This window comes from Fluviicoccus keumensis, assembly GCF_004217445.1.
In the GTDB taxonomy this organism is placed as follows: Bacteria; Pseudomonadota; Gammaproteobacteria; order Pseudomonadales; family Moraxellaceae; genus Fluviicoccus; species Fluviicoccus keumensis.
The window spans coordinates 326,299-340,389 of sequence record NZ_SHKX01000010.1 but is presented as its reverse complement, the minus strand read 5'-3'; the positions used below and the strand labels follow the sequence as shown (position 1 = coordinate 340,389).

The following is a 14,091-nucleotide window of genomic DNA, read 5'->3' as shown; positions in this document are numbered from 1 at the left end:
GGGCGCTTACTTGCGCAGCGATTCCGGCAGGTGCGGCGAAATGGTGGTGACCAGCGCCTTCATCACCTTGATGTTGCCCGCGACAACGTTGCCCGACTTCAGGAAGTTGTGGCCGCCGCCCATGTCGCAGACCATGCCGCCCGCTTCGCGGATGATCAGGTCGCCGGCGGCGATGTCCCAGGACTTCAGGCCCAGTTCAAAGAAGCCGTCCATGCGACCGGCGGCGACATAGGCCAGATCCAGCGAGGCGGCCCCGGCGCGGCGGATGCCGGCGGTGTTCAGCGCCACGTCCTTGAACGCGGCCAGATACGAGTCCATGTAACTGTGCTGGTCGGGACGGAAGGGGAAGCCGGTGCCGATCAGCGCGCCTTCCAGACCGCGACGGTTGCTGACGCGGATGCGGCGCTCGTTCAGCGTCGCGCCGTGGCCGCGGCTGGCGGAGAAGCATTCATCGTTGATCGGGTCATAGATCACGGCGTGTTCGGTCTGGCCGCGATACTGCACGGCGATGCTGACCGCGAACTGCGGGAAGCCGTGGATGAAGTTGGTGGTGCCGTCGAGCGGGTCGATGATCCAGAGGTAGTCCTTGCCTTCCGCCTTGCCTTCGATGAAGCCGCTTTCCTCGCCCTGGAAACCGTGGGTCGGGTAGGCCTTGCGCAACGCCTCGATGATGATGCGCTCGGCGTCGCGGTCGACGCGGGTCACGAAGTCATTGACACCCTTGGCCTCCACTTCGACATCGATGTACTGGAGTTGCTGGGCGGCCTTGGCGATCATCTGGCCGGCCTGTTTGGCGGCGCGAACGGCCATGGTCAGCATGGGTTGCATGGAGGACATGGGCAGGGAACTCTGAAAGAACAAAAAAGGGGCGGCGCATTATAGCAGAGGTTTGAACGCGAATTTGCTACCATTGACGGCCGTTCCCCGCTAAACGGCGTCAAGCCGACGGATGTCACCGCACATGTTCAGCAATATTCGTGTCGTCATGGTCAACACCAGCCTGCCCGCCAACATCGGCGCGGCGGCGCGCGCCCTGAAAACCATGGGTCTGGGCAACCTGGTGCTGGTCGACCCGCAAATGTTCCCCAACGCCGACGCCACCGCGCTCGCCTCCGGGGCCTCCGACATCCTGCATCGCGCCCGCGTCGTGCCGACCCTGCAGGACGCCATTGCCGACTGCAAGCTGGTGATCGGCGCCAGCGCCCGCAGCCGCACCATTCCCTGGTCGATGCTCGACTCGCGGCAGGCCGGGGAGTTGGTGCGCACCGAGTCGGAACGTCATCCGGTAGCGCTGGTCTTCGGTCGGGAAGACCGGGGTCTCACCAATGAAGAATTGCAACAGTGCCACTATCATGTCTATATCCCCAGCGACAGCGAGTACGGGGTGCTGAACGTGGCGGCGGCCATCCAGGTGATCTGTTACGAAGTGCGTATGGCGCACCTGATTGCCGAAAACCGCCCGACCACCGACATCGTGCAGCCGGCGTCGATGCCGCTGCCGCACGCGCCCTGGGACGAGGAACTGGTCAACGCCGAGGACATGGAAGGCTTCTACCAGCACTTCGAGGCGGCGATGGTCGAGTCCGGTTTCCTCGACCCGGACAATCCCCGGCAGATGCCGGTGCGGGTGCGGCGCATGTTCAACCGCATGCGGCTGGACCGGCTGGAATATAACTTGTGGCGTGGTATCTTCAGGCAGATGCAGGCCATGGCGGCGGAAATCGCCCGAGCGAGCAAGAAATGATGATCAACGAATTCCTGGAACAGTTGCGTGAGGATGTCGATTCGGTCTTTGACCGCGATCCGGCGGCGCGCAACACGCTGGAAGTGCTGCTGAACTATCCCGGCATCCACGCGCTGATGTTGCACCGCGTGGCGCACGGGCTGTGGAAGCGCGAGTACAAGGGCGGGGCGCGGCTGGTGTCGACGTTCAGCCGTTTCCTGACCGGTATTGAAATCCATCCCGGTGCGAAGATCGGCCGCCGTTTCTTCATCGACCACGGCATGGGCGTGGTGATTGGTGAAACCGCCGAGATCGGGGACGATGTCACGCTCTATCACGGCGTTACGCTGGGCGGCACCAGCTGGAATAAGGGCAAGCGCCACCCGACGCTGGAGGACGGCGTGGTGGTCGGCGCGGGCGCGAAGGTGCTGGGGCCGTTTACCGTCGGCAAGGGCGCCAAGATCGGCTCCAACGCGGTGGTCACCAAACCGATTCCCGCCGAAGCGACGGCGGTCGGCAACCCGGCGCGCATCATCATCAAGCAGCCGCTGGTGCTGGGCGAGGAAGAAGAGGCCCGCCGCCACTTCGCCGCCAAGATCGGCTTCCAGGCCTATGCCGCCACGCCCGATTTGCCCGACCCCGTGGTGGAGGCGCTGCGCGTGCTGCTGGACCACATGCAGGCCACCGACAAGCGACTGGACCTGATGTGTTCGGCGCTGAAGCGCGTCAACGGCGACTTCTGTGACCAGAAACCGGAAAAGCTGGATACCGAACAGCTGATGCAGAAAACCGAACACTACTAGGCCGCCGTGCCTGCGGAGGGCTTACCCGCAAGCCCTCCGTCCTCCTTCTTCCCCTCCCGGTATTGCCCCGGGGTTTCCCCCGCCAGCTCCCGGAACCAGCGGACAAAGGACTGGCTCCCCCCGAAATGCAGTCGCAGGGCAATGCCGCTGATCGGCTCCCGGCTTTGCGCCAGATACCGTTTCGCCATGTCCAGACGTAACTCGTCATGCAATTCCCGGTAACTGCTGCCCTCCCGCTCCAGCTGGCGGTGCAGGCTGCGGCTGCTCATGCCCATGATTCGGGCCAGAGCTTCCCGCGACCCCTGTCCCTGCTGGAGCAACGACAGCAGTTGCGCTCTGGCCCGGCTCAAGAATGAATCGGCCTGGTCGCGGCGGTCGATCAGCTGCAGCGCATGTTGTTCCAGTACCTGTTGCAAGGCGGCGTCCGGGTGTGCCAGCGGCCGTGTCAGGGCGCTGTTGGGCAACACCAATGCCGATACCGGTTGGTTGAACAACACCGGGCAACCGAAGATTCGTTCGTATTCTCGGATCAGCGCCGGCTCGGCAGGGGGAGCGTGACGCAGCAGAACTCGGAGCACCGGGTGCGGCCCCGTGTTCAGCATGCGGATCTGGATCGTTCGCCAGCATCCCAGCAGGTATTCGGTGGCCTGACGGCGGAAGAGCGGATTGTCGGTCTTGCAGTCCCAACACCAGAGCGTTACGCCGGGACGCCGCATCAACGTCGTCCGGCCGATATCGCTGACCAGCACCTCGTAGCGGATGGTCATGTCGATGACCTCCTGCAAGGTGGCGCAGGACTGACGAATATAGCCCAATACCCCGAAGCCGGTGGGGCTGGCGTGCTCGGACATGTGCAGGCCCAGCAGCGGGTCGCGGGCCAGTTTGACGCCTGCGCAGACCAGCCGCTCCAGATAGCGGGCGGCAACGCGGCCGCCGGGATCGGCGGACAGGGTCGGTGGCAACCCCGCCGCCTCGCGCATGGCATCAACCGGCAGGCCGCGGGCATCAGCGCTGTTGATGGCGTGCAGCAACAGACTGGCCAGGACGGTGTCACCCGCCTCGGGGGCGTTATCAGGAGGTTTGTGGTCAGTCATGGCGTGGTGTCGGTAACCCGGAAGTCAGCGCGGCCCGGAGTACGGCCAGCTGTCTGGCATCATTCTAGCCTTGCGAATCCATCCGGCGCATGACGGCAGCCGCCAAAATGAGGAGGTGTCCGTCGTGTCGGTTAACCCGGGAGCAGCTGCTGTGTGGCACTGACGGCCATGAGCCAATTCGGACAAGCCTGTTCCTTAGGCCAGTTACCCCGTGCCCGGCGTCCGTATTACCCTGTATTTCAGTCGGGTTCTATTGTTGACTAAATCAGTCGGGATTGACTACAATCAGATTGACATCAACCGGTGGAGGGCATGAATCATGCGTCTGACAACCAAGGGCCGCTACGCGGTCACCGCCATGCTGGATTTGGCCATTCACGCCCGCCGCGAACCGGTGAGCCTGGCCGACATCTCCGACCGGCAGTCCATTTCCATTTCCTATCTGGAACAGCTCTTCGCCAAGTTGCGCAAGAAAGGGCTGGTGTCCAGCGTGCGCGGTCCCGGCGGCGGCTACCAGCTGGCCCGCAGCGGTGGCGAGATCTTCATCGCCCAGATCATTGACGCCGTGGATGAACTGGTCGACGCCACCCGCTGCGCCGGGCAGGGCGATTGCCAGCAGGGCGCCATGTGTCTCACGCATGAACTATGGACCGACCTCAGCAAGCAGATTCACAGTTTCCTTTCGGGCATCAGCCTGGAAGAACTGGTGAACCGCCGCGAAGTGCAGGCCGTGGCCTTGCGCCAGTCGCACGGCGCGCATGCCCGCGATTCCGGACTGCTGGGCGATCTCGCCTTCTCCTGATCCGGGCAACCGAATTCTTTTTCAAGTGCAAGCCAGGTGTCTATGAAACGCCAGATTTATCTCGACTACTCGGCCACCACGCCCGTTGATGAGCGCGTCGCCGCCAAGATGATGGAATGCCTGACCTTTGACGGCAACTTCGGCAACCCCGCTTCCCGTTCGCACAGCTACGGCTGGATGGCGGAAGAAGCCGTGGAAACCGCCCGTCAGCAAGTGGCCGAACTGGTCAATGCCGACCCGCGTGAAATCGTCTGGACCTCCGGCGCGACCGAGTCCAACAACCTCGCCATCAAGGGCGCGGCGCACTTCTATCACAGCAAGGGCAAGCACATCATCACCTCGAAGATCGAGCACAAGGCGGTGCTGGATACCTGCCGCCAGCTGGAGCGCGAAGGCTTCGAGGTGACGTACCTCGATCCCGAACCCGGCACCGGCATGATCACCCCGGCGATGGTGGAAGCGGCCCTGCGTCCGGACACCATCCTGGTGTCGCTGATGCATGTGAACAACGAAATCGGCACCATCACCGATATCGACGCCATCGGCCAGCTGACGCGCAGCCGCAAGATCCTGCTGCATGTCGACGCCGCCCAGTCCACCGGCAAGCTGCCCATCGACCTGGTCAACACCCAGGTCGACCTGATGAGCTTCTCCGCCCACAAGACCTACGGTCCCAAGGGCATCGGCGCGCTGTTCGTGCGCCGCAACCCGCGCGTGCGTCTCGAAGCCCAGATTCACGGCGGCGGTCACGAGCGCGGTTTCCGCTCCGGCACGCTGGCCACGCACCAGATCGTCGGCATGGGCGAGGCTTTCCGCATTGCCCGTGAAGAAGGCGCGGCCGAACAGCAACGCCTGCTGGGCCTGCGTAACCGCCTGTGGGCCGGCCTGTCCGGACTGGAGCAGGTGTTCATCAACGGCTCGATCGAACACCGCATCGCCGGTAACCTGAACGTCAGCTTCAATTTCGTGGAAGGCGAGTCGCTGATCATGGCGCTCAAGGACATCGCGGTGTCCTCCGGTTCGGCGTGCACCTCCGCCAGCCTGGAGCCTTCCTATGTGCTGCGCGCGCTCGGCCTGTCCGATGAAATGGCGCACAGTTCCATCCGTTTCACCATCGGCCGCTACACCACCGAGGCCGACATCGATCATGTCATCGGCCATGCGCAAGACGCGGTCAACCGCCTGCGCGAACTGTCCCCGCTGTGGGACATGTTCAAGGAAGGCATCGACCTGAATTCGGTGGAATGGGCCGCCCATTAATTTCGAGAGGTTTGCATCATGGCATACAGCGACAAGGTCATTGACCACTATGAAAACCCCCGCAACGTGGGTGTTCTCGACAAGGACGATACGCACGTCGGCACCGGCATGGTCGGCGCCCCGGCCTGCGGTGACGTCATGCGCCTGCAAATCCGCGTCGGCGACGACGGCGTCATCGAAGATGCGCGCTTCAAAACCTATGGCTGCGGTTCCGCCATCGCCTCCAGCTCGCTGGTGACGGAATGGCTGAAGGGCAAGACCCTGGATCAGGCCCAGACCATCAAGAACAGCGCCATCGCTGAAGAACTGGCCCTGCCGCCGGTGAAGATCCACTGCTCGGTGCTGGCCGAGGATGCCATCAAGGCCGCCATCGCCGATTACCGCAAGAAGCAGGGCGCAAGCGAGGTCTGATCATGTCGATATCCCTGACGCAGGCCGCCGCCAAGCACGTATCCGACTTCATTGCCAATCGCGGCAAGGGCGAGGGAATTCGTCTGGCCGTGAAGACCTCCGGGTGTTCCGGTCTGGCCTATGTGCTCGAATTTGTTGATAATGCCGATGCCGGCGACGAAGTCTTCGAAGCGCATGGCGTGAAGGTCTTTGTCGATCCCAAGAGTCTGGTCTATCTGGACGGCATGGAAATGGACTTCGTGAAGGAAGGATTGAACGAAGGCTTCAAATTCACCAATCCCAACCAGAAGGGCGAATGCGGCTGTGGAGAGTCCTTCACCGTCTGATTGCCTTGCACCGAGGCTGATGTGGACCTGAACGACGACTATTTCACCCTGTTCGACATGGAGCGGGGCTTCACCCTCAACAGCGAAGCCCTGTCCAGCCGCTACCGCGAGCTGCAGCGCCAATACCATCCGGACCGTTTCGCCCATGACCCCGACCAGCAGAAGCAGGCCGTGGAGTGGACGGCGCACCTGAACCAGGCCTATCAGACCCTGGCCAGCCCGGTGTTGCGCGCCGCCTACCTGCTGGAGCTGGCCGGCCAGCCGGTCAGCCTCAACACCAGCATTGCCGACCACGACTTCCTGATGAGCCAGCTGGAGCTGCGCGAGCAGATGGACGAGGCGGCCGGGGCGCATGAACTGGCCAGCCTGCGGCTGGAAGTGGAAGAGTGGATTCACAGCCTGTCCCGCGAATTCGTCATCGACTACGACGAGCAGGACTGGACCGAGGCCCGCGATACCGTGCGCAAGCTGCATTTCATGGCCAATTTTCTCCTCGACATCCGCGCCGCCGAAGACCGGCTGGATGACGAAGACTTCTACGACGAAGACTGACCTGTCGGCTTTACATTATGGCGCTCCTGCAAATTGCTGAACCGGGCCAGTTCCAGGCTCCGCATCAACATCGCCTGGCGGTCGGCATCGACCTCGGCACCACCAATTCGCTGGTGGCCGCCGTGCGCTCCGGCAAGGCCGCAACCCTGCCCGACGCAGCGGGCCGTCACCTGCTGCCGTCGGTAGTGCGCTACCTGCCGGATCAGGGCCGCGTGGTCGGCGAGGAAGCCCGCGCCGCCGCCGCGACCGATCCGCTGAACACTATTATTTCCGTCAAGCGCCTGATGGGGCGCGGCCTGGAGGACATCCGGAAACTGGGCACCGAAATGCCGTACCGTTTCCGTCCGTCCTTGCAGGGCATGCCCGCCTTTGAAACCGTCCAGGGTGACAAGACGCCGGTGGAGGTGTCCGCCGATATCCTGCGTCACCTGCGCGAGCGCGCCGAGGCGACGCTGGGCGGCGAGCTGGCCGGGGCGGTGATTACCGTGCCCGCCTATTTCGACGAGGCCCAGCGCCAGGCCACCCGCGACGCCGCCACTGTTGCCGGGCTGAAAGTGTTGCGCCTGCTCAACGAGCCGACCGCTGCCGCCGTCGCTTACGGCCTCGATCATCAGGCCGAGGGCGTGCACGCCATTTACGACCTCGGTGGCGGTACCTTCGACATCTCGCTGCTGCGCCTGCATCAGGGGGTGTTTGAAGTGCTGGCCACCGGCGGCGACGCCGCGCTGGGCGGCGACGATTTCGACCGCGCCATCGCCCTGTGGTTCATGAAGCGGCACGGCATCGACAGCCCCGACGCCGGGTTGCAGCGCGACATCCTGCAACAGGCCTGCGCCGCCAAGGAGGCGCTGACCGCCGCCGAATCGGTGACGCTGGCGGCCGCAGGCTATCAGGACGAACTGACCCGCGCCGAGTTTGAAGCCCTGATCATGCCGCTGGTGGAAAAGACCCTGAAGGCCTGCCGCCGCTGCCTGCGCGATGCCGGCCTCAAGACCGACGAAATCCGCGAGGTGGTGATGGTCGGCGGCTCCACCCGCGTGCCGCTGGTGCGGCACAGGGTCGGGGAATTTTTCGGACGTCCGGTGCTGACCGATATCGACCCGGACAAGGTGGTCGCGGTCGGCGCCGCCATCCAGGCCGACGTGCTGGCGGGCAACAAGCCGGACAGCACCATGCTGCTGCTGGATGTGATCCCGCTGTCGCTGGGGCTGGAAACCATGGGCGGACTGGTGGAAAAGATCGTGCCGCGCAACACGCCGATCCCGGTGACGCGCGTGCAGGAATTCACCACCTATCAGGACGGCCAGACGGCGATGAGCATCCACGTGTTGCAAGGCGAGCGCGAACTGGTGGCCGATTGCCGGTCATTGGCGCGTTTCACCCTGCGCGGCATTCCGCCGATGGCGGCGGGCGCGGCGCGCATCCGCGTCGTCTTTCAGGTGGATGCGGATGGCCTGCTGGAAGTGTCCGCCACCGAAATGCAGACCGGCGCGCGCAGCGAGATTGTCGTCAAGCCGTCCTACGGCCTCAGTGACGGCGATGTCGAGCGCATGCTCAGTGACTCCTGGCAGCAGGCCGAGGCCGACAAGGCCGCGCGGGCGCTGCTGGAGGAAAAGGTCGAGAGCCGCGCCATCCTCGAAGCGGTGCGCCAGGCGCTGAAGGTCGACGGCGGTTTGCTCTGTGAGGGCGAACTCAAGACCCTGGAAGAGGGCATCAAGCATCTCGACATCGCCTTGGGCTCCAGCCAGATCGTCGTGGTGCGCAAGGCGCGCGAGGCGCTGACGCCGCTGGCCGACGCTTTCGCGGCCCGCCGCATGAACCAGCACATTCAAGAAGCGCTGAGCGGGCACAAGCTCAGCGATTGGGAGTAACCGAACCATGCCGCAAATCATTTTCCTGCCCCACCACGAAATCTGCCCGGAAGGGGCGGTCGTGGAAGCCCAAAAGGGCGAGAGCATTTGCCAGGCCGCGTTGCGCAATGATCTGGCGATCGAGCATGCCTGTGACATGGTTTGCGCGTGCACCACCTGCCACGTCATCGTCCGCGAGGGGCTGGACAGCCTGAACGAGATGGACGACCTGGAAGCCGACCTGCTGGACAAGGCCTGGGGCCTGGAGCCGGATTCGCGGCTGTCCTGCCAGTCGATCGTCGGGGATGAAGACCTGGTGGTGGAAATACCCAGGTACACCATCAACCACGCCGCCGAAAAACACTGAGGAACCCGTCATGAGCCTGAAATGGACCGACTCCCGCGAGCTGGCGATTGCGCTGCTGGAAGCTCACCCCGAAGTGGACCCGAAGACCATCCGCTTCACCGACCTCTACAACTGGATCCTGGCGCTGCCGGAATTCGGTGATGACCCGAAGCATTCCGGCGAAAAGATTCTGGAAGCCGTGCAAATGCTATGGATTGAAGAAGCCGATTGAGGCGGTACAGACATGAAAAAGGCCGGTAAATCCGGCCTTTTTCATGGGTGGGGGTACGGCTGGTTGATCAGGACGCGCTGATCTTGCGCAGCTTGCCTTCCTTCAGGGCGCGGGACAACTTGGGAATGGCGACGACGTAGCAGGCCAGCAGGCTGATAAAGCTGACGAAAATGGCGCCTTCATGCAGGTGCAATTCGTTGGCCAGGACGCCGACCAGGCCTAGGGAAAAAGCCAGGCCATAGATGATCAGGACGGTTTGCCGGACGGTGAAGCCCAGATCCAGCAGGAAATGGTGCAGGTGGTCGCGACCGGCGGTAAAGATGCCGCGGCCTTCACGGCGACGCTTGATCATGACACAGGCGCAATCCAGCAAGGGCAGGGCAATCAGCCACAGGGTCACGGCGGGTGGGCAGGCGCCTTCACGCGCCAAGCGGATCAGCAGCCATGCCAGAATGAAGCCGAGCACGGTGCTGCCGGCATCGCCCATGAAGATGACAGCCCGCTGGCGCCAGGGAAACCGGAAGTTCAGGGCGAGGAAGCCGATGATGCAGCAGGCCAGAACGCCAATCAGCATGAAGGTGTGATCCATGCCGGCGCTGAGCGCCAGCCAGCCCATCAGGGTCAGGGTGACCAGCGTCAAGCCGCCGAGAAGTCCGTCCACACCGTCGGTCATGTTGACCGCGTTGATCGAGCAGGCGACGCAAAAAAGGGTGAAGGGCACTGCCAGATAGCCCAGATGGATATCGCCGATGAACAGCAGGTCGCCCAGCGAATCCAGACGGTTATCTCCCCAATAGATCATCATGGTGCCAGCCAACAGATGCACCGCGAGCCGGATATTGGCCGGAAGGTCATGCCGGTCATCCAGGATGCCGACGATCAGCAGCAGGGCGGAAATCCCGTAGAGGGGCAGGAATACCTGGAAGCTTTCCCACGAGGCATACGCCAGAGACAGCATGCCGATGAAGATGCCGATGCCGCCAATGAGCGGAGTGTGATGCGTGTGTATCTTTCGCCCGCCGGGAATGTCGACCAAGCCGACTTTCTCGGCCACCGGCTTCAGTAAAAAAAGTACCAACAGTGTTATAAGGCAAGCCAGTCCCATACTGATCATTATGGTTTCCTCCTAAAGAATCCCTTGCATGCACCCGATCCGTGCTTTTGAAAGTGCCGAACGATCAATCAAAATGTGATCGGATTCTAGAGCAAGTTCACACTTTTTGCGAAGGGTAAATCGCGCCAAAATCCGCCGCGCAAACGCCCCAATTGTTACGATTTTTCTCTGTCGGCGGAAAGGACCGGTTATCGAAAGGGGGTGTGTCCATGGGGAAAATAAGCGTATAATCCTCGCTCATTTTTACGGCTATCCCTTTTCAGGAGTTTTACCATGGCTATCGAACGCACCCTGTCCATCATCAAGCCCGATGCCGTCGCCAAGAACGTGATTGGCGAAATCTACAGCCGCTTTGAAAAGGCCGGCCTGAAGATTGTTGCCGCCAAGATGAAGCACCTGTCCAAGGCCGAAGCCGAAGGCTTCTACGCCGAGCACAGCGCCCGCGGTTTCTTCGGCGACCTGGTGGCCTTCATGACCTCCGGCCCGGTCATCATCCAGGTGCTGGAAGGTGAAAACGCCGTCGCCACCCACCGCGACCTGATGGGCGCCACCGACCCGAAGAAGGCTGAAGCCGGCACCATCCGCGCCGATTTCGCCAGCTCCATCGACGAAAACGCTGTCCACGGTTCCGATTCCACGACCTCCGCCGCTCGTGAAATTGCCTACTTCTTCAGCACCATCGAGCTGGCTCCGCGCACTCGCTAAGGCTGAACGGCCGGATCCCGCCCGGGGTCCGGCTTCCACCCCGATGCTCGCGCCCTCCGCGAACATTCGTGCTAGAATCTTTCCCTCTCTTCTCCTGACGACATAACTGGTGTAGCAACCGGTCGCCCATGATGACTACAGACAACATTTCCGCCGCTCCCGCTCCGGTCAACCTGCTGGGCTATGACCGCGCCCGCCTTGAAGCCTGGTTCGAAAGTATCGGCGAAAAGAAATTCCGCGCCGCCCAGGTCATGAAGTGGGTGCACCAGTTGGGTGTCGCCGATTTCGACGAGATGAGCAACATTTCCAAGGCGTTGCGCGAGAAACTTAAGCGCATTGCCGTCATTCGCGGACCGGAAGTGGTCTACCGCGAATTCTCTGCTGACGGCACCCGCAAGTGGGTGTTCAAGGTTGGCGAGAACAGCATGGTCGAGACCGTGCTCATCCCCGACGGTGATCGCAAGACGCTGTGCGTATCCTCGCAGGTCGGCTGTGCGCTCGACTGCTCGTTCTGCTCCACCGGCAAGCAGGGCTTCCAGCGCGACCTCAGCGCCGCCGAGATCATCGGCCAGGTCTGGGTGGCGAACCGCTCCTACTTCGAGGACGTGCCCGACTATGACGCCCGCGAGCGCGCCATCACCAACGTGGTGATGATGGGCATGGGCGAGCCGCTGCTGAACTTCGACAATGTCGTGCCTGCGATGGACCTGATGCTGGACGATTACGCCTACGGGCTGTCGAAGCGCCGCGTCACCCTGTCCACCTCCGGCGTGGTGCCGATGATGGACCGCCTGACCCAGACCATCGACGTCGCCCTGGCTGTGTCGCTGCATGCGCCGAACAATACGTTGCGCGATGAACTGGTGCCGATCAACCGCAAGTACCCGCTGGAAGACCTGATGGCCGCCTGCCGTCGCTACCTGCATCATTACCAAGGCGATTTCGGCCGCCGCAAGATCACCATGGAATACGTGATGCTCGACGGCGTCAACGACCATCCCGAGCATGCGCGGCAGCTCATCCGCTTGCTGAAGGATGTGCCCAGCAAGATCAACCTGATTCCGTTCAACCCCTTCCCGCATGCCCCTTACGGGCGGTCGCCGCGTTCACAGATTCTCGCTTTTCAGAAGCTGCTGGTTGAGGCAGGTTATATCTGCACCATCCGGGCCACCCGCGGAGACGATATCGACGCTGCCTGCGGGCAATTGGTCGGGCAGGTGCAGGACCGGACACGCCGGTTCGAGAAATGGCAGCAGGCCGTCAAGGCCGGTGAAATTCTTCGCAGTCCCCAATAAGGATGTCCCGCATGCGCATTGTTTGGCTATTCGCACTGATGCTGTTGGTCAGTGCCTGTACGACGGAGGAGGTGCTCAAGCCCGGCGTCAATCCGGTGGATAGCGCCCGCAGCCGGGTCGCGATTGCGGCCCAGTACCTGCAGCAGGGAGAGCAGGAGAAGGCCCTGCGTCATTTGCAGCGGGCGCTGGAACAGGACCCGAAATCCTGGGAGGCCTACACCGTCATGGGCGTGCTGATGGAGCACGAGGGCGATGACAAACGCGCTGAAGAAAACTATCGCAAGGCGATCAGTCTGAATGACGAATACCCGCAAGCGCATAACAATTACGGAGTCATGCTGTTCCGTCTCGGACGCTACAGTGACTCCGTCCGCCAGCTGGGGTTGGCGGCCGCCAACCTGGCCTATGACCGGCGCGAGTCCGCGTTCGAGAATCTCGGCAAGGCCTATCTGGCCCTGAATGACAAGGCTCAGGCCCAGCAGGCCTTCGAGAAGGCGCTGCGGCTGGCTCCGCGCCTGCCGGACGCCGCGCTCGAGCTGGCCTATCTGGCGTTTGAGCGGCATGAGCTGCCCTTGGCCAACCAGTATTTCCAGCGTCACCAGAAAGCCCTGGCGGGCACAGCGCCTTCGCCGCGCAGTCTGTGGCTGGGCATCATGCTGGCTCGGGAACGGGGTGATCGCGAAGCTGCCGCCGCCGCCGCCGCCAATCTTAAGAAAGCGTATCCTGACAGCCGTGAATATCAGGCCTACCTCAACTCCCTGAGCCAGGACTTGCACTGACCGGAGCCGCAATGCCGTCACCCGCCGAATCCCCGAGCAGTCTTGGCACCCTGTCTTACCGACCGGGCGAACGGCTGCGCGAGACGCGGGAGAAGGCGGGTGTCCCGGCAGAGCAGATTGCCGCGGAATTGGGGCTCCTCCCCGCTGTGCTGGCGGCCTTGGAGGCCGACGATTACGCCGTTCTGCCCGAGCCGGTCTTCATTCGCGGCTACATGAAGCGCTATGCCGCGCGCTTGGGGTTGCCGCCCGAGGAGCTGGCCGAGCGGTTTGATGATTTTTACCAGTCCAAGACCGGACGCTCACCCGAGGCGTCGCTGCGCCCCAACCCTGTCCGGGTCTTGGGCGAGCTGAATGACAAGCCTCGGCGTCGGCGCGGCGTGCGCTGGAGATGGATCGGTCGCGCGCTGGGGCTGGGGTTGGTGATCGCCTTGGTTACGGTGGCGGTCAGGCTGGCTCCGACGGCGGGGCAGTGGTCATGGCCGGGCCCGGCCCCGTCGTCAACGCCGGTTGCCGAAACTACGCAAGCCCTGACCGGCGCCGCGACCCTGCCTGCGATGCCGGACAAGTTATTGCTGCAATTGCAGGGCGACAGCCAGATCAGCGTCCATGATGCCGACGGCCGTGAACTCGCCTCCGGTCTGCACAAGGCCGGGGAAGAGCTTGTCATGGAAGGCTCCTCGCCTTTCAGTATCGAGCTCAAGCCTGCCAGCGCGGTGCGCTTGCAGTTCAATGGCCAGCCGATTGATCTCGGCCCCTATACCGTCAACGATATCGTCAATTTCAGGCTTTCCAGGTAAGA

Annotated in this window: 17 protein-coding genes; 14 read left to right on the top strand and 3 right to left on the bottom strand. The window is 62.8% G+C overall.

Features of this window, described 5'->3' with window-relative positions:
- Nucleotides 1-6: 6 nt before the first annotated feature.
- Entirely contained in the window at nucleotides 7-828 is an 822-nt protein-coding gene (gene suhB, locus EV700_RS02590) for an inositol-1-monophosphatase (RefSeq protein WP_130411480.1), read from the bottom strand.
- Nucleotides 829-961: 133 nt separating this feature from the next.
- On the opposite strand from suhB, the gene EV700_RS02585 reads away from it, so the two are divergent.
- Nucleotides 962-1,744 (top strand): RNA methyltransferase, encoded by a 783-nt coding sequence (locus EV700_RS02585; protein ID WP_242610171.1) that lies wholly within the window; start codon nucleotides 962-964, stop codon nucleotides 1,742-1,744.
- A complete protein-coding gene (gene cysE, locus EV700_RS02580; RefSeq protein WP_130411478.1) occupies nucleotides 1,744-2,526 on the top strand; it encodes a serine O-acetyltransferase in 783 nt (260 codons plus the stop codon). The genes EV700_RS02585 and cysE overlap by 1 nt, the downstream gene beginning before the upstream one ends.
- Here cysE and EV700_RS02575 read toward each other — a convergent pair.
- Nucleotides 2,523-3,620, bottom strand: a complete 1,098-nt coding sequence (locus EV700_RS02575; RefSeq protein WP_130410788.1) for an AraC family transcriptional regulator — start codon at nucleotides 3,618-3,620, stop codon at nucleotides 2,523-2,525. The genes cysE and EV700_RS02575 overlap by 4 nt on opposite strands.
- Nucleotides 3,621-3,939: 319 nt before the next feature.
- Between EV700_RS02575 and iscR the strand changes: the two genes are divergently transcribed.
- The 8 genes from iscR to iscX are packed head-to-tail and all read left to right on the top strand — an operon-like array spanning nucleotide 3,940 to nucleotide 9,399.
- Nucleotides 3,940-4,422 carry a Fe-S cluster assembly transcriptional regulator IscR gene (iscR, locus tag EV700_RS02570; protein WP_130410787.1) on the top strand — a complete coding sequence of 161 codons (483 nt, stop codon included), beginning with the start codon at nucleotides 3,940-3,942 and terminating at the stop codon, nucleotides 4,420-4,422.
- A gap of 42 nt (nucleotides 4,423-4,464) precedes the next feature.
- Nucleotides 4,465-5,682: an IscS subfamily cysteine desulfurase gene (locus EV700_RS02565; RefSeq protein ID WP_130410786.1), complete on the top strand. Its 1,218-nt coding sequence runs from the start codon at nucleotides 4,465-4,467 to the stop codon at nucleotides 5,680-5,682.
- Between the two features lie 18 nt (nucleotides 5,683-5,700).
- The gene (iscU, locus tag EV700_RS02560) at nucleotides 5,701-6,093 is read left to right on the top strand and encodes a Fe-S cluster assembly scaffold IscU (RefSeq protein ID WP_130410785.1); all 393 of its coding nucleotides are present in this window, start codon (nucleotides 5,701-5,703) and stop codon (nucleotides 6,091-6,093) included.
- 2 nt (nucleotides 6,094-6,095) lie between these two features.
- Complete coding sequence (gene iscA, locus EV700_RS02555) at nucleotides 6,096-6,419, top strand: iron-sulfur cluster assembly protein IscA (RefSeq protein ID WP_130410784.1); 324 nt, start codon at nucleotides 6,096-6,098, stop codon at nucleotides 6,417-6,419.
- Nucleotides 6,420-6,440: 21 nt separating this feature from the next.
- Nucleotides 6,441-6,971, top strand: coding sequence for a Fe-S protein assembly co-chaperone HscB (gene hscB / locus EV700_RS02550; RefSeq protein WP_242610170.1), 531 nt, complete (start codon nucleotides 6,441-6,443; stop codon nucleotides 6,969-6,971).
- Between the two features lie 17 nt (nucleotides 6,972-6,988).
- On the top strand, nucleotides 6,989-8,842 hold the full coding sequence (gene hscA / locus EV700_RS02545; RefSeq protein ID WP_130410783.1) for a Fe-S protein assembly chaperone HscA: 1,854 nt from the start codon (nucleotides 6,989-6,991) through the stop codon (nucleotides 8,840-8,842).
- A 7-nt stretch (nucleotides 8,843-8,849) separates the two neighbouring features.
- Entirely contained in the window at nucleotides 8,850-9,188 is a 339-nt protein-coding gene (fdx, locus tag EV700_RS02540) for an ISC system 2Fe-2S type ferredoxin (RefSeq protein ID WP_130410782.1), read from the top strand.
- Between the two features lie 10 nt (nucleotides 9,189-9,198).
- Nucleotides 9,199-9,399, top strand: coding sequence for a Fe-S cluster assembly protein IscX (gene iscX, locus EV700_RS02535; protein WP_165391304.1), 201 nt, complete (start codon nucleotides 9,199-9,201; stop codon nucleotides 9,397-9,399).
- Nucleotides 9,400-9,466: 67 nt separating this feature from the next.
- Here the strand turns inward: iscX and EV700_RS02530 are convergent, their stop codons facing one another.
- A complete protein-coding gene (locus EV700_RS02530; protein WP_130410781.1) occupies nucleotides 9,467-10,513 on the bottom strand; it encodes an undecaprenyl/decaprenyl-phosphate alpha-N-acetylglucosaminyl 1-phosphate transferase in 1,047 nt (348 codons plus the stop codon).
- A 273-nt stretch (nucleotides 10,514-10,786) separates the two neighbouring features.
- Between EV700_RS02530 and ndk the strand changes: the two genes are divergently transcribed.
- The 4 genes from ndk (at nucleotide 10,787) to EV700_RS02510 (ending at nucleotide 14,089) form a co-directional block, all read left to right on the top strand.
- The gene (gene ndk, locus EV700_RS02525; protein WP_130410780.1) at nucleotides 10,787-11,218 is read left to right on the top strand and encodes a nucleoside-diphosphate kinase; all 432 of its coding nucleotides are present in this window, start codon (nucleotides 10,787-10,789) and stop codon (nucleotides 11,216-11,218) included.
- 128 nt (nucleotides 11,219-11,346) lie between these two features.
- Entirely contained in the window at nucleotides 11,347-12,513 is a 1,167-nt protein-coding gene (gene rlmN / locus EV700_RS02520) for a dual-specificity RNA methyltransferase RlmN (RefSeq protein WP_130410779.1), read from the top strand.
- A gap of 11 nt (nucleotides 12,514-12,524) precedes the next feature.
- Nucleotides 12,525-13,292, top strand: coding sequence for a type IV pilus biogenesis/stability protein PilW (pilW, locus tag EV700_RS02515; protein ID WP_165391303.1), 768 nt, complete (start codon nucleotides 12,525-12,527; stop codon nucleotides 13,290-13,292).
- Between the two features lie 11 nt (nucleotides 13,293-13,303).
- On the top strand, nucleotides 13,304-14,089 hold the full coding sequence (locus EV700_RS02510; protein WP_130410777.1) for a helix-turn-helix domain-containing protein: 786 nt from the start codon (nucleotides 13,304-13,306) through the stop codon (nucleotides 14,087-14,089).
- Nucleotides 14,090-14,091 lie beyond the last annotated feature (2 nt).

Excerpts from the sequence above, each read along its gene's own strand:
- EV700_RS02585 (WP_242610171.1), top strand. The coding sequence starts at position 962 with ATGTTCAGCAATATTCGTGTCGTCATGGTCAACACCAGCCTGCCCGCC.
- cysE (WP_130411478.1), top strand. The coding sequence starts at position 1,744 with ATGATCAACGAATTCCTGGAACAGTTGCGTGAGGATGTCGATTCGGTC.
- EV700_RS02530 (WP_130410781.1), bottom strand. The coding sequence starts at position 10,513 with ATGATCAGTATGGGACTGGCTTGCCTTATAACACTGTTGGTACTTTTT.
- fdx (WP_130410782.1), top strand. The coding sequence starts at position 8,850 with ATGCCGCAAATCATTTTCCTGCCCCACCACGAAATCTGCCCGGAAGGG.
- EV700_RS02565 (WP_130410786.1), top strand. The coding sequence starts at position 4,465 with ATGAAACGCCAGATTTATCTCGACTACTCGGCCACCACGCCCGTTGAT.
- rlmN (WP_130410779.1), top strand. The coding sequence starts at position 11,347 with ATGATGACTACAGACAACATTTCCGCCGCTCCCGCTCCGGTCAACCTG.
- iscU (WP_130410785.1), top strand. The coding sequence starts at position 5,701 with ATGGCATACAGCGACAAGGTCATTGACCACTATGAAAACCCCCGCAAC.
- suhB (WP_130411480.1), bottom strand. The coding sequence starts at position 828 with ATGCAACCCATGCTGACCATGGCCGTTCGCGCCGCCAAACAGGCCGGC.
- ndk (WP_130410780.1), top strand. The coding sequence starts at position 10,787 with ATGGCTATCGAACGCACCCTGTCCATCATCAAGCCCGATGCCGTCGCC.
- EV700_RS02510 (WP_130410777.1), top strand. The coding sequence starts at position 13,304 with ATGCCGTCACCCGCCGAATCCCCGAGCAGTCTTGGCACCCTGTCTTAC.
- iscA (WP_130410784.1), top strand. The coding sequence starts at position 6,096 with ATGTCGATATCCCTGACGCAGGCCGCCGCCAAGCACGTATCCGACTTC.
- iscR (WP_130410787.1), top strand. The coding sequence starts at position 3,940 with ATGCGTCTGACAACCAAGGGCCGCTACGCGGTCACCGCCATGCTGGAT.
- EV700_RS02575 (WP_130410788.1), bottom strand. The coding sequence starts at position 3,620 with ATGACTGACCACAAACCTCCTGATAACGCCCCCGAGGCGGGTGACACC.
- iscX (WP_165391304.1), top strand. The coding sequence starts at position 9,199 with ATGAGCCTGAAATGGACCGACTCCCGCGAGCTGGCGATTGCGCTGCTG.
- pilW (WP_165391303.1), top strand. The coding sequence starts at position 12,525 with ATGCGCATTGTTTGGCTATTCGCACTGATGCTGTTGGTCAGTGCCTGT.
- hscA (WP_130410783.1), top strand. The coding sequence starts at position 6,989 with ATGGCGCTCCTGCAAATTGCTGAACCGGGCCAGTTCCAGGCTCCGCAT.